The sequence below is a fragment of the Streptomyces sp. NPDC086077 genome (assembly GCF_040686175.1).
GTDB lineage: Bacteria > Actinomycetota > Actinomycetes > Streptomycetales > Streptomycetaceae > Streptomyces.
Map to the genome: position 1 here is coordinate 1 of NZ_JBFBJT010000039.1, position 14,334 is coordinate 14,334.

A 14,334-nucleotide genomic window follows, 5' to 3' on the forward strand; every position below is an offset into this window, starting at 1 on the left:
GCCGGGCCTCCCGCGCCGGTGCGGGGGCCGCGCGCGGACTGAGCGGGCCCTGCCCGGGTATGTACCTGAATGGCCGCATGAACGACCTAGGGCCCCGTTGACAGGAGCCCACTCAAGTTTTGTGCTGGACTTCAAGGGCGCCCTGGCGGAAGGGGACAGCGATGGCACGCGCGGTCGGAATCGATCTCGGGACCACGAACTCGGTGGTGGCCGTCCTGGAGGGCGGCGACCCCACGGTCGTCGCCAACGCGGAGGGGGCCAGGACCACACCGTCGGTCGTGGCCTTCGCCAAGAACGGCGAGGTACTCGTCGGCGAGGTCGCCAAACGGCAGGCCGTGACCAACGTCGAGCGCACCGCGCGCTCCGTCAAGCGGTACATGGGGGACGCGAACTGGCGGTTCCCCGAGGAGGGCTCCGTCGACGGCACCCGCTATCGGGCCCAGGAGCTGTCGGCGCGGGTGCTGCAGAAGCTGAAGCGGGACGCCGAGGCGTATCTCGGCGAGGACGTCACGGACGCGGTGGTCACCGTGCCGGCGTACTTCGACGACGCCCAGCGGCAGGCGACCAAGGAAGCCGGGGAGATCGCGGGCCTGAAGGTGCTGCGGATCATCAACGAGCCCACCGCAGCCGCCCTCGCCTACGGCCTCGACCGGGGCGAGGAGCAGACCGTCCTCGTCTTCGACCTGGGCGGCGGCACCTTCGACGTCTCGCTCCTGGAGATCGGCGACGGCGTCATCGAGGTCAAGGCCACCAACGGCGACACCCACCTCGGCGGCGACGACTGGGACCAGCGGATCGTCGAGTACCTCGCCAAGCGCTTCAAGGGCCAGAACGGCATCGACCTCGGCAACGACAAGATGGCGCTCCAGCGGCTCCGCGAGGGCGCCGAGAAGGCCAAGATCGAGCTGTCCAGCTCCTCGGAGACGACGATCAACCTGCCGTACATCACCGCCTCCGCCGAAGGCCCGCTGCACCTGGACGAGAAGCTGACCCGCGCCCAGTTCCAGGAGCTCACCGCCGATCTCCTCGACCGCTGCAAGACCCCCTTCCACCAGGCGGTCAAGGACGCCGGCGTCAAGCTCGCCGCGATCGACCACGTCATCCTCGTCGGCGGCTCCACCCGGATGCCGGCCGTCACCGACCTGGTCAAGGAACTCACCGGCAAGGACCCGCACAAGGGTGTCAACCCGGACGAGGTGGTGGCTGTCGGCGCCGCCCTCCAGGCCGGTGTCATCCGCGGCGACGTCAAGGACGTGCTGCTCCTCGACGTCACCCCGCTGTCCCTGGGCATCGAGACCAAGGGCGGCATCATGACCAAGCTGATCGAGCGCAACACGACGATCCCGACCCGGCGTTCGGAGATCTTCACGACCGCCACCGACAACCAGCCGTCGGTCGGCATCCAGGTCTACCAGGGTGAACGCGAGATCGCCGCCTACAACAAGAAGCTCGGCACGTTCGACCTCACCGGCCTGCCGCCCGCCCCGCGCGGCGTCCCGCAGATCGAGGTCGCCTTCGACATCGACGCCAACGGCATCATGCACGTCTCGGCCAAGGACCTGGCGACCGGCCGTGAGCAGAAGATGACCGTCACCGGTGGCTCGGCGCTGCCCAAGGACGACATCGACCGCATGATGCGGGAGGCCGAACAGTACGCCGAGGAGGACCGCAGGCGCCGGGAGGCCGCCGAGACCCGCAACCAGGCAGAGCAACTCGTCTACCAGACGGAGAAGTTCCTCCGCGAGAACGAGGAGCGCGTCCCGGCCGACACCCGGTCGGAGGTCGAGTCGGCGATCACGGAACTGAAGCAGACGCTGGAGCGCGACGCGGACACCGGCGAACTGCGCACCGGCGTCGAGAAGCTCGCCGGCGTCAGCCAGAAGATGGGCCAGGCCATGTACGCGCAGGCCCAGCAGACGCCCGCCGAGGGCGCCGCCGGAGGCGACGGGGAGCGTGCCGCCCCGCAGGACGAGGACGTGGTCGACGCGGAGATCGTCGACGACGAGAAGGACACCAAGGGCGGGGCGGCCTGACCGCCGGGCGGCGTCACGGAATCTCCCTCACCCGGTGCCGCCCGAGAGGTTCCGTGGTCTGTTTCCGCCAGGTGATCCCCCCGTATGTGCACGCAGGGGGGAGAGTTTGTGCGCACCCTGGAGACTGTTAGCCTGCGGCGTATTTCCCGTCGCGCAGATCCATGGACAGTCGGCATTGCCCCTGGGAGGGGAACGAGGGTGCGCATGACCAGCAACACGGGCGAGGTCACCGAGTCGGTGCCGGGCGACCAGGAGCTCGGGCGGCTCCTGGCGGGCCTGACAGCGGTGCGGGACGGTGACTTCGGCACGCGGCTGCCCGAGGACGCAGACGGCCTCATGGGCGACATCGCCACGGTGTTCAACGGCATGGTGGACCAGCTGTCCGTGTTCACGTCCGAGGTCACCCGCGTCGCCCGCGAAGTGGGCACCGAGGGGACGCTGGGGGGCCAGGCGGAGGTGCCGGGGGTCTCCGGCACCTGGGCCGACCTGACCGACTCGGTCAACGCCATGGCCGGCAACCTCACCACCCAGGTCCGCGACATCGCCCAGGTGGCCACGGCGGTGGCCAAGGGCGACCTCTCGCAGAAGATCGACGTCCCCGCGCGGGGCGAGATCCTGGAGCTGAAGAACACCATCAACACGATGGTCGACCAGCTCTCGGCCTTCGCCGACGAGGTCACCCGGGTCGCCCGCGAGGTGGGCACCGAGGGGCGCCTCGGCGGCCAGGCGGACGTCAAGGGCGTCAAGGGCACCTGGCGTGACCTCACCGACTCGGTGAACTTCATGGCGGGCAACCTGACCTCCCAGGTGCGCAACGTCGCCCAGGTCGCCACCGCGGTGGCCAAGGGCGACCTCTCGCAGAAGATCACCGTCGACGCGCGCGGGGAGATCCTGGAGCTGAAGAACACCATCAACACGATGGTCGACCAGCTCTCGGCCTTCGCCGACGAGGTCACCCGGGTCGCCCGCGAGGTGGGCACCGAGGGAAGCCTGGGCGGCCAGGCGCACGTGCGGGGCGTGTCGGGCACCTGGAAGGACCTGACCGACAACGTCAACGTGATGGCGTCGAAGCTGACGAGCCAGGTCCGCTCCATCGCCCAGGTCGCCACGGCGGTCGCGCGCGGCGACCTGTCCCAGAAGATCACCGTCGAGGCCAAGGGAGAGGTCGCGGCCCTCGCGGACGTCATCAACACGATGGTGGACACGCTGTCCGCGTTCGCCGACGAGGTCACGCGCGTCGCCCGGGAGGTCGGCACCGAGGGACGCCTCGGCGGCCAGGCACAGGTGCCGAACGTGGCGGGCACCTGGAAGGACCTCACCGACAACGTCAACTCGATGGCCAACAACCTCACCGGCCAGGTCCGCAACATCGCCCTGGTCACGACGGCGGTGGCCAGGGGCGACCTGTCGAAGAAGATCGACGTCGACGCGCGCGGGGAGATCCTGGAGCTGAAGACGACCATCAACACGATGGTCGACCAGCTCTCCGCGTTCGCCGACGAGGTCACGCGCGTCGCCCGGGAGGTCGGCACCGAGGGACGTCTCGGCGGCCAGGCCGAGGTGGAGGGCGTCTCCGGCACCTGGAAGCGGCTGACCGAGAACGTCAACGAGCTGGCCGGCAACCTGACCCGGCAGGTCCGCGCGATCGCCGAGGTGGCCAGCGCGGTCGCCGAGGGCGACCTGACCCGGTCGATCACCGTGGAGGCCTCCGGCGAGGTCGCCGAGCTCAAGGACAACATCAACTCCATGGTGTTGTCCCTGCGCGAGACGACCATGGCAAATCAGGAGCAGGACTGGCTCAAGACCAACCTGGCGCGGATCGCCGGCCTGATGCAGGGCCACCGCGACCTGCCCGTCGTCGCGGAACTGATCATGGACGAGCTGGTGCCGCTGGTCTCCGCCCAGTACGGCGCCTTCTACCTCGCCGAGGACCGCGCACCGGGCCCCGAACTGCGGCTCGTCGGCTCCTACGGCCGCCCCGAGGACGACACGCGGCCCGAGCGCATCCCCTTCGGCCGCTCCCTGGTCGGCCAGGCCGCGCGCAGCCGCCGCACGATCTCGGTCGACCAGCTGCCGCCGGACTACGTGACCATTTCCTCCGGGCTCGGCCGGACGGTGCCGACCGCTCTGCTCCTGCTGCCGATCCTCTTCGAGGACCAGGTCCTCGGCGTCATCGAGCTGGCGTCCGTCACGTCCTTCACCCCGATCCACCGGGACCTGCTGGAACAGCTCCGGGAAACCATCGGCGTCAACGTCAACACGATCGTGGCCAACGCCCGCACCGACGAGCTGCTCGGCGAGTCGCAGCGTCTGACGGCCGAACTCCAGGTCCGCTCGGCGGAGTTGCAGTCGCAGCAGGAGGAGCTGCAGCACTCCAACGCCGAACTGGAGGAGAAGGCCTCGCTGCTGGCGGCGCAGAACCGCGACATCGAGGCGAAGAACCTCCAGATCGAGCAGGCCCGGCAGGAACTGGAGGCGCGGGCGCAGCAGCTGGCGCTGGCCTCGAAGTACAAGTCGGAGTTCCTGGCGAACATGAGCCACGAACTGCGCACCCCGCTCAACAGCCTGCTCATCCTCGCCCAGTTGCTCGCCCAGAACCCCTCGCGCAACCTCACCCAGAAGCAGGTCGAGTACGCGGGCATCATCCACTCCGCGGGCTCCGACCTGCTCCAGCTGATCAACGACATCCTCGATCTGTCGAAGGTCGAGGCCGGGAAGATGGACGTGGCCCCGGAGCGGGTGTCGCTGCGCCAGCTCATCGAGTACGTCGAGGCCACCTTCCGGCCGATGACGACTCAGAAGGGCCTGGAGTTCACGGTGACCACCGCGCCGGGCGCGCCCGGCGACCTGCTGACCGACGACTCCCGCCTGCGTCAGGTGCTGCGCAACCTGCTGTCGAACGCGGTGAAGTTCACCGAGCAGGGCGGCGTCGAGCTGCTCATCCAGCCGGCCGCGGACGAGGAGGTGCCCCGGGGCGTCGTCAAGGGCGGCGCCGTCGTGGCCTTCCGCGTGAAGGACACCGGTATCGGGATCCAGGAGCAGCAACTGGAGTCCATCTTCGGCGCCTTCCAGCAGGCGGACGGCACCACCAGCCGCAAGTACGGCGGCACCGGCCTCGGCCTGTCCATCACCCGGGAGATCGCCCATCTGCTCGGCGGCGCCGTAACCGTGGACAGCACGCCCGGCCGGGGCAGCGTCTTCACGCTCTTCCTGCCGGTGGCCCGGCCCGACTTCGAAGCGCTGGCAGGCCGGTTCGCGCAGAAGCCGGCGGAACTGCCCGCGGCGCGGAGCACCGTCGACGCCCCCGAGCTCGCCCCGCGTCCCGGCCCGACCGGACGGGGCCCGCGCCGGCGCCGGCTGCTCGTCGTGGAGGAGCGGCCCCGGGGTCTGCTGACCCTCGTCGCCGAGAGCGTCGTCGCCGACGTGGCCCGGCACGGCGCGGACGAGGCGGTGCCGCGGCCCGACGTGGACCTGATCACCGCCGTCAGCGCCCAGGAGGCGGCCGGAGCTCTGGCCGCCGAACCGTGCCACTGCGTCGTCCTCGACCTGGACATGCCCGCCGGCGCGGCCACCCGTCTCCTGGAGGCGCTCCAGGGCGACTCGGCCGTCGCCGACGTGCCGGTGCTGGTGCACAGCAGCAACCGCCCCGACGTGGCGCGGGCGGAGGCCCTGCGCTCGCGCGCCGACGAGGGGACCCTGGAGTTCCTCTCCAGCCTGGACGAACTGCGCGAGCGCATCGCGCTGCACCTGTCCGCCGAGGAGCCCGGCGACGTCCTGACCCTGGTCAGGGCGGAGGAGCCGCAGAACCTCGCCTCGCACGCCGTCGACCGCTCCTTCGCCGGGCGCACCGTGCTCGTCGTCGACGACGACGCGCGCAACCTCTTCGCGCTCAGCGGCATCCTGGAGCTGCACGGATTCCGGGTGCTGCACGCGGAGGACGGCCGCAAGGGGATCGAGACGCTCCTCGACAACCCGGACGTCGCCCTGGTGCTGATGGACGTCATGATGCCGGAGATGGACGGATACACCGCCACGGCCGAGATCCGCAGGATGCCCCGGTACGCGGACCTGCCCATCATCGCGGTCACCGCCAAGGCGATGCCCGGGGACCGGGAGAAGTCCCTGGCGTCGGGGGCGAGCGACTACGTCACCAAGCCCGTCGACACCCATGACCTGATCACCTGCGTACGACGCTGGCTGGCCCCCTGAGCACGCCGCAGCCCGCCCCGCACCCCGCGCGGGCGGGCCAGGCCCGACCGTCCGCGCCCCAGGGGGCCTCCCGCCGAGGAGCATGCACATCGTGAGCACGCCCGACCAGCCTTCCGACCGGCCCGCCGCCCCGCCCCACCGAACGCCGGGCGCGCAACCGCGGTCCCGCACGGCCGCCTCCGGCGCGGGTGACTGCTCGACCTCCCCCGTCGGCCGGCTCGCCGCCACGGTCGAGCGGTTGCGGCGGGAGGTGCGGGCGGCGCAGGCCGAGGCCGAGGGGCGGGCCCTGGTCGAGCTCGCCAAGGGCATCCTGGTCGAGCGGCTCGGATGTGGCCCGGCGCAGGCCGCCCGGCAGCTCGCGGAGCTCACCGCGCAGGCCCGGGTCACCCCGCTGGAGTTCGCCGTCGAGGTCATCAACGAGGCCGCCAGCGACCGGATGTCGGAGGTCACGGACGCCTTCCTCGCGGCCGCCAACGGCACCGGCCCGATGGAGCGCGACGCGGCCGCCGTACGACTGCGCGCCGCCGAGAGCGGCGCGCTCGCCGCGTCCGACGCGCAGGCCGTCGCCGACTCGCTGCTGGAGCACGCGCTGCGCCCGCTGGGCGCGGTGGCCGTGGCCGTGTGGACCGCGGGGCCCGACGGCTCCCTGACCTTGGCGGGCAGCGCCGGTTTCTCCCCGGCCGAGGCCTCCCGATGGCGCTACGTGCCGCCGGACGTCGCCACGGTGGCGCGTCGCGGGCTCGTCGAACGCAGCGGCCAGTGGTTCACGTCGCTGGCCGGGACGGGGCTGCCGACGATCGGACGGCATCCGTACCCCGACGGCGGCCGGGCGGCCGTGCCCGCCGGCACCGGAGGGCGCATCCACGGCGTCCTGGAGATCGCCTGGCCGGGGCCTCTGGAGCCGCAGCCGCCGCAGGTCGTCCGCCAGGTCGAGGCCCTCGCGGAGCTGTGCGCCCACACCCTGGAGACGTACCCGCCACACCCCGACGCGGTCCAGGAGCCGCGGATCCTGCCGGACGCCGCGGAACTCAGCGACCTCGCCGACGGGCTGCACGACCCCGCCCTGGTCCTCGTGCCGCAGGTCGACGACTCCGGGCAGCTGGTCGACTTCCGCATCCAGCACGTCAACACCCGCTTCCTCGACCCGGCGGGCCGGCCTCGCGCGGTGGTGAGCGGCGCGCTGCTGCTGGAGGCGTACCCGATGACTGCCGGGGACAGCGAGCTGTTCCAGCGCATCGAGCGGGTCTACGCCACCGGCGAGCCGTTCCGGGCACGGCGGATGCAGCTGACCGCGCTGGTCGACCAGGTGCCCCTGTCGGCCGTGGCGGACATCAGCATCAGCCGGCACGCGGGCAGCGTACTGCTGATCTGGCGCATCGAGGACGAGACGGCACGGCTGGCGAGCCTGCTCCAGCACGCCCAGCGGCTCGGCCGTATCGGCGGCTTCGAGGAGAACCTGCTGACCGGGCAGATCACCTGGAACAGCCAGATGTTCGACCTGTACGGCCGAGCCACCACGACCCCGCCGGTACCGCTGGAGGACCTCCCCGCCCACGCCCACCCCGACGACGCGGTGGCCATCGGACGCTTCCTGCGCACGCTGCTGCACCACCGGCGGCCCGCCACCGCGGCCTTCCGCCTGCAGCGGCCCGACGGGGTCAACCGCCACATCCGGGTGGTCGCCGAGCCGGTCCTCGACACCGACGGCCGGCTGTTCGTCGTTCGCGGGGCCTGCCAGGACATCTCGGCCCAGCACTGGACGGAGGTGGCGCTCGCGGCCACCCGCGACCAGCTCGCCCACACCGAGCAGCAGGCCGCCGAACGCAACCGGCTCACGCTCCAGTTGCAGCACGCCATCATGCCCCCGGAGCAGGCCCCGCTGCAGATGCCCGGCCTGGAGGTCGCGGTGCGCTACCGCCCGGCGGAGACCGAGCAACTGGTGGGCGGCGACTGGTACGACGCCGTGGTGCTGCCCTCGCGGCGTGTGCTGCTGTGTGTGGGAGACGTCGCCGGTCACGGCATGGAGGCGGCGACGAGCATGGTCGTCCTGCGCAACGCGCTGCGCGGCCTGGCGGTCACCGGCGCCGGACCGGGACAGCTGCTGTCGTGGCTCAACATCGTCGCGCACCACCTCACCGGCTCGGTCACCGCGACCGCCGTGTGCGCCCTGTACGACCCCGAGCGGCGCACCCTGCGCTGGGCCAGGGCGGGTCATCTGCCGCCCGTGCTGGTACGCGACACGGAGGCCACGCCGCTGCCGCTGGTCAAGGGCATCCTGCTGGGTGCCGTGCCGGAGGCGGCGTACGAGGAGGCCGAGGTGCAGCTCGCGGCCGAGGACACGCTGCTGATGTACACCGACGGCCTCGTCGAACGCCGGGACCGCTCCGTGGAGGAGTCGCTGACCCATCTGCTGACGGCGGCCCGTGCTGCGCCGCGGACCCTGGACCAGCAACTCGACCGGCTGCTGACGTACAGCAGGTCGGACACGGACGACGACACCTGCCTGGTGGGCGTCCGGGTGGACTAGCCGGGGGCGCGGAAGTTCAGAGACCCCCGCGGCACTCCCGCAGGAGCTTCTTGGTGCGCTGCGCCGACGCGGCGTGCGCGCTCATGTGGTCCAGCACCTCCAGATGCGCGGAGACCTCGCCGCGGGAGTCGAGATACAGCGCGCCGCTCAGGTACTCGGTGAAGACCATGTCCGGCAGTTCCGGTTCGCCGAAGCGGAACAGCGAGAAGGGGGCGTACGTCCCCGGGTGCGGGCCACCGGCGAACTCGGCGATCTGGAGGGTGACCCGGTCGCTCTCGGCCGCCTCCAGCAGCCGGTCCAGCTGGCCGCCCATGACCTCAGGGCGGGTGCTCACCGGGCGGCGCAGCACCGTCTCGTCCATGACCACCCACAGGTGCGGGGGGTCGGGACGGCGCAGCAGTTCCTGCCGGGCCATGCGCAGCGAGACATGCCGTTCGATCGTCTCCTCGCCGCCGGACTGGCCGATCGTCCCGGCCTCCAGCACGGCACGGGCGTAGTCCTCGGTCTGGAGCAGTCCGGGCACGAAGTGCGGTTCGTAGGAGCGGATCAGCCGGGCGGCGCCCTCCAGGCTGACGAACAGGCTGAACCAGTCGGGCAGGACATCGCTGAACCGCTGCCACCAGCCGGGCCGGTTCGCCTCCTCGGCCAGCGTGACGAACGCCGTCACCTCGTCCTCGGGGATGCCGTAGGCCGGCAGCAGGATCTGGAGGTACGGAATCCGGAGCGCGACCTCGGCCGTCTCCATCCGCCGTACCGTCGCCGGGGCCACCCGCAGGACGCGAGCGGCCTCCTCGCGTCTGAGCCCGGCCGCCTCGCGCAACTCCTGCAGCCGTCTGCCGAGCACCACCTGGCCCACGGTGGGCGCGGCCCGCCGCTCACTCACGCCACGCCTCCCCTACGCGCCGAAAGCATGTGCGCAGTCTGTCATGTTCCGCTTACGGCCACACGGGCGCGGCGGTGCGGCATGGGCCACTCCGCCGGCCCCTCGGCATGACGTCCAGGGCGGTCTGCGGCTCGGTGGTGCGGGCGAGAGCGGCGAGCTGAATTGCGGACATGGCGGATCACCCTCCGTCGAGGTCGAGTTGGGCGGAGACCCGGGGGCCGGGCCGGAGTGCGCCGGTCCGGCCCCCGGTACGACCACGATGCCCCGCGCGGACGAACGGGGTCGATTACCCCGGCTCCGGGCCGCTCGGGCGGCTCCTCGGCGTGGACTCCGGGTTGCTGGTGGTGCTCGGCGCGGTGCTGGTGGCGTACGCGGGCGGCGTCGCGCTGCTCGCCTCCCGGCCGCGTCCGGCGGCACTGCCCGTGCGGGCGGTGATCGAGACCAATCTCGCGTGGGCGGTGCTCAGTCCCCTCGCCCTGGCCCTGTGGCTCACGCCGAGCACGGCGGGCGCGGTGTGGGGCGTGTCCCAGGCCCTCGTGGTGGCCGGGTTCGCGGCGCTGCAGCATGCCGCGCTGAGGGCGTGTCAGGGAAGCAGTGAGTGAAGGTACTTGACCGTCGCCGGGTCGGCCGGGAGCAGCGTCTCGATGGCCAGCTCGGCGACCGTCACGTCCATGGGCGTGTTGAACGTGGAGATGGACGAGACGAACGACAGGATCCGGCCCTGGTGCTCGATCTGCATCGGCAGCGCGAAGTAGGGCACGGGCTCAGCCGGTTCCGCTCCGGGCGCCGCCGCGGGGGCCGGGTACGCGGTCACCTCCTCGTACAGCTCGCGCAGCGCCGCCGAGCGGTGGAGCGCGATCTGCCGCTCCATCTGGGCGAGCAGATGCCCGCGCCACTCGGGGAAGTTGCGGATGCGCGGTGCCAGGCCCCGCGGGTGCAGCGTCAGCCGCATCGCGTTCGGCGGCAGGGCGAGCAGGGACTCCGGCAGGCCCTCCAGCAGCATGGTGACGCCCCGGTTGGCGGCCAGCACGTTGTACGTCGCGTCCACCACCAGCGCCGGGTAGGGCTCGTAGCCCTGGATCAGCCGTTCCACGCCCTCGCGCACGGCGTCCAGCGCCGGGTCGTCCAGGGGCGTCTCCGGATAGCGCGGGGCGTAACCGGCCGCCAGCAACAGCGCGTTGCGCTCCCGCACGGGCACGTCCAGGTGTTCCGCCAGCTTCAGCACCATCTCCTCGCTGGGGCGGGAGCGGCCTGTCTCGACGAAGCTGATGTGCCGCGCCGAGGAGCCCGCGCGCAGCGCCAGCTCCAGCTGGCTGACCCGCCGCCGCTCCCGCCAGGCCCGCAGCAGCGGGCCGACGCCCTGGCCGGCGGGGACGACTGCGGGCGTGCCGGGCGCGGACGGGAGGAGGGTCATACGTACGACGGTAGTCGAGGAGGCGCCGCGGCGCGCCCCTGGCCGGGTGCGTCCGGTCCCGCCCGTCGCCGCTCAGGGGCGCCGGGTTGACCAGGCCCGCAGCCGCCCGGCTGTGGCACGCTGAAGAGGTACGCGACGTCCACGGAGGGAGTCCGCTCATGCCCGTCGAAGCGCTGTCGCGGAAGGAGATCGAGGACCGGCTGGAGCAACTGCCCGGCTGGTCGCTCGACGGCGACCGGCTCACCCGCTCCTACCGGCTGGCCTCGCACTTCGCCGCGACGGCCCTGGTCGTGCACATCGCCCAGGTCCAGGAGGAGCTCGACCACCACTCCGATCTGACCCTCGGCTACCACACCGTCGCCCTCACCGTGACCACGCACAGCGCCGGAGGCAAGGTCACCGCGCTGGACTTCGGGCTCGCCGAGCGGGTGGAGGCCCTCGCCCCGGCGCACGGCGCCGGCTGAGCGCACGGTGCTGGACTACACCGAGGAGGCCGCGTGCTACGACGTCTCCCGCGGCGGCGAGCCCAGGGCGGCCGCCGCCGCGGAGGGCGTACTGAGCCTCCTGCCGCGGGGAACGCGCAGCCTGCTGGACGTGGCATGCGGTACCGGCATCGTGACCCGGCGGCTCGCGACGGTCCGGGCCGGGCTGCGGGTGACGGGCGCCGACCTGACGTACGCCATGGCCCGGCACGCCGCCGACCGCCTGCCCGGCGCCGTGGTCCTCGCCGACTGTCGCCGACTGCCCTTTCGGGACGGGGAGTTCGACGCCGTCACCAGCGTGTGGCTGCTGCACCTGCTGCGACGGCCCGAGCACGTCCGGACCGCCGTCGCCGAGTGCGCCCGGGTGCTGCGCCCTGGCGGCGTGTATGTCACGACGGTCGACAAGGCGGCCGCCCACAACGTGGGCAGTGACATCGATGCCGTTCTCGCCGCGCGCCCCCGCAGCCCCTTCCTCGACACGTCACGCGCCGTCGAGGCGTACGCCGCCGAGCACGGTCTGCTGCCCGCCGGGCTGACCCGCTTCCCTGGCCGGGGACAGGGCCGCAGCCCCCGCCGCACCATCGCCGACCTGCGCCGTGGCTGGTTCGTCACGCTCCCGCCCGGCCACCCCCTCGCCGACGACTTCGCCGCCCGCCTCGCCGCGCTGCCCGACCAGGACCGCCCCCGCCCGGATCCGTGGTTCACCCTCCGCGCGTTCCGGAAGGCCGGCTGAGCGGCCGGAGCTCAGCGCCGCGCGCCGGGATCTACACGCCGTGACTCGCCGGCTCGCCGATGCCCTCCGACCACTCGATGCCGAGGGACTCGGTGAGTGCGCGGACGGCCTCCTCGGTGCGGCCGTACGCGGTGAGTGCGAGGTCGTGCATGCCGGTGTCGTGGCGGACGATGACGTCCGGGCCGCCGAAGTACTCGCTCCGGGCGCCCAGTTCACGCCACGGCAGCAGGCCCAGCGGGCTCAGGTGCGCCCGCAGTCGCGTCACCGTCTCCGGGGCGATCTCGCTCTCCCCGGCGGTCCATCCGAAGTGCTCGGGCAGCCGGTTGACGGCCAGCTGGAGGAAGAACTCCGAGACCGAGTGGCTCTGCAGCATCCACCCTTCCTTGCCGTCGTCGTCCTCGGCGGCGACCAGCACCGGCGGGTCGGCGAGGGCGCTGCGGGCCGCCGGATAGCCCCACTCGTTGCCGTACTGGTACTCCGCCATGAACACACAGACCCGCAGGTCCTCCTCCGGCCCGACGAAGGGGTTGTCCGGCGGCAGCGCGCCGCAGACGCCGTGGCCGGCGGGATCGGGGCGGATCGTCGGCGGCCACTCCAGGTGGGTCCAGTACAGGCGCGGCTGGTCGGCGAAGGAGTTGAAGGGCAGGTCCCACCACTCGGCCAGCGCGGCCGGTATCGCGAGCGTGGGGTCGACGGGCCCGGAGGTCTCGTCCGCGTCGTCCGTCCGCACCCGTTCCCGGTCGCCGCTGGGCTCGTACCCCCACTCCTCCTGGAAGGAGCGCAGCAACTCCCAGCGGGCGGCGGTGTCCGCACCGCGCGCGTGCGCCAGGCGCTCGGGGAAACGTGCGTAATCGATCTCTGTCACGCGGCGATCCTACGGAGGCCGCGCACCGCCGGCACAGGCCTTCGCCCGGTCCACCCACCCCGCGGTGTTCCGCGCACGGGGGCGCCCTTCTCGGCCCTCTCGTTTGCCGCTTCGGCAACGCATCTTGCCCTTCGTCCGGGCGCCGTCGCACGCTGGCGGCATCCGGAGGAGAGGCTGACCCCATGGCGCACGACCACCACACCGACCACCAGCACGAGCACCCGCGCGGTCACCACCACGACCACGCCGAGGTCGACTGGACCGAGATGGCCCCGCTGCTGGAGGAGGGCGCGGAACTGTTCGCACCCCTGTACGAGCGGGCTCTCGCCTGGCTGTCCCGACAGCAGACCGACCCCGGCCTGGTGGTCGACGTGGGCAGCGGTCCCGGAGTCGTCTCCTGCCAGCTCGCCGAGACCTTCCCGGGAGCCCGGATCGTCGCCGTCGACGGCTCCGGGCCGCTGCTCGCCCGGGCCCGCGACCGCGCCGCACGCCTCGGCGTCGCCGACCGGTTCGGGACCCTGGCCGGTGAGCTGCCGGGCGTACTCGACGAGCTGGACTACCCAGCCGACCTGCTGTGGGCCAGCCGCAGCCTGCACCACCTCGGCGACCAGCGGGCAGCCCTCGCCGCCTTCGCGGGGCGGCTGGCACCCGGCGGCACCCTGGCGATCGTGGAGGGCGGCCTGCCGACGCGGTTCCTGCCGCGCGACATCGGGATCGGCCGGCCGGGGCTCCAGGCCCGCCTGAACGCGCTCGAGGAGGAGTGGTTCAACGAGATGCGCGCGTCGCTGACCGGCACGGTCGAGGAGACGGAGGACTGGCCGGCGCTGCTGACCGCCGCCGGCCTGACCCACGCCCGCAGCCGCAGCTTCCTGCTCGACCTGCCCGCACCGGCTCCCGAGCGGGCCCGCGCGTATGTCGCCGCCACCCTCGCCCGAACCCGGGAGGCGGTCGCCGAGCGCCTCGACGCCACCGACCTCGCCACCCTCGACCGACTCGTCGACCCCGACGACAAGGCGAGCGTCCACCACCGTCCGGACTTCTTCCTGCTGACGGCGCAGACGGTGCATTCGGCGAGCAGGCCTCTCTAGCGCCTTCGGCCCCCGACCCGCCGGTGGTGCCCCACCAGGACGTCCGCGACACGGGAAGCGCCCCGGGACCGCCGAGGTTCCCGGGGCGCTTCGCGTGCGG

The 14,334-nt window shown here is 72.5% G+C and carries 9 protein-coding genes and 1 pseudogene; 7 read left to right on the top strand and 3 right to left on the bottom strand.

From position 1 onward, the window contains the following. Nucleotides 1-161: 161 nt before the first annotated feature. The 3 genes from dnaK (at nt 162) to AB0O67_RS14105 (ending at nt 8,769) form a co-directional block, all read left to right on the top strand. Nucleotides 162-2,033 carry a molecular chaperone DnaK gene (dnaK, locus tag AB0O67_RS14095; protein ID WP_365449615.1) on the top strand — a complete coding sequence of 624 codons (1,872 nt, stop codon included), beginning with the start codon at nt 162-164 and terminating at the stop codon, nt 2,031-2,033. 204 nt (nt 2,034-2,237) lie between these two features. Next, nucleotides 2,238-6,242, top strand: a complete 4,005-nt coding sequence (locus AB0O67_RS14100) for a HAMP domain-containing protein (protein WP_365449617.1) — start codon at nt 2,238-2,240, stop codon at nt 6,240-6,242. 91 nt (nt 6,243-6,333) lie between these two features. Next, nucleotides 6,334-8,769 carry a SpoIIE family protein phosphatase gene (locus AB0O67_RS14105; protein ID WP_365449619.1) on the top strand — a complete coding sequence of 812 codons (2,436 nt, stop codon included), beginning with the start codon at nt 6,334-6,336 and terminating at the stop codon, nt 8,767-8,769. 16 nt (nt 8,770-8,785) lie between these two features. Here the strand turns inward: AB0O67_RS14105 and AB0O67_RS14110 are convergent, their stop codons facing one another. After that, a complete protein-coding gene (locus AB0O67_RS14110; protein WP_365449621.1) occupies nt 8,786-9,652 on the bottom strand; it encodes a helix-turn-helix transcriptional regulator in 867 nt (288 codons plus the stop codon). Nucleotides 9,653-9,948: 296 nt separating this feature from the next. Here AB0O67_RS14110 and AB0O67_RS14115 point away from each other — a divergent pair. Further along, nucleotides 9,949-10,254, top strand: a pseudogene (locus AB0O67_RS14115) (hypothetical protein); the annotation flags it as partial. Here AB0O67_RS14115 and AB0O67_RS14120 read toward each other — a convergent pair. Next, entirely contained in the window at nt 10,236-11,066 is an 831-nt protein-coding gene (locus AB0O67_RS14120) for a helix-turn-helix transcriptional regulator (RefSeq protein WP_365449623.1), read from the bottom strand. The pseudogene AB0O67_RS14115 and the gene AB0O67_RS14120 overlap by 19 nt on opposite strands. A gap of 158 nt (nt 11,067-11,224) precedes the next feature. On the opposite strand from AB0O67_RS14120, the gene AB0O67_RS14125 reads away from it, so the two are divergent. Both AB0O67_RS14125 and AB0O67_RS14130 read left to right on the top strand, forming a co-directional pair. Further along, nucleotides 11,225-11,530 (top strand): 4a-hydroxytetrahydrobiopterin dehydratase, encoded by a 306-nt coding sequence (locus tag AB0O67_RS14125; protein ID WP_365449625.1) that lies wholly within the window; start codon nt 11,225-11,227, stop codon nt 11,528-11,530. A 7-nt stretch (nt 11,531-11,537) separates the two neighbouring features. After that, on the top strand, nt 11,538-12,281 hold the full coding sequence (locus AB0O67_RS14130) for a class I SAM-dependent methyltransferase (RefSeq protein ID WP_365449627.1): 744 nt from the start codon (nt 11,538-11,540) through the stop codon (nt 12,279-12,281). 31 nt (nt 12,282-12,312) lie between these two features. Here AB0O67_RS14130 and AB0O67_RS14135 read toward each other — a convergent pair whose 3' ends face one another. After that, on the bottom strand, nt 12,313-13,146 hold the full coding sequence (locus AB0O67_RS14135; protein ID WP_365449629.1) for a hypothetical protein: 834 nt from the start codon (nt 13,144-13,146) through the stop codon (nt 12,313-12,315). A 182-nt stretch (nt 13,147-13,328) separates the two neighbouring features. On the opposite strand from AB0O67_RS14135, the gene AB0O67_RS14140 reads away from it, so the two are divergent. After that, nucleotides 13,329-14,234, top strand: a complete 906-nt coding sequence (locus AB0O67_RS14140) for a methyltransferase (RefSeq protein ID WP_365449631.1) — start codon at nt 13,329-13,331, stop codon at nt 14,232-14,234. Nucleotides 14,235-14,334: the final 100 nt, after the last annotated feature.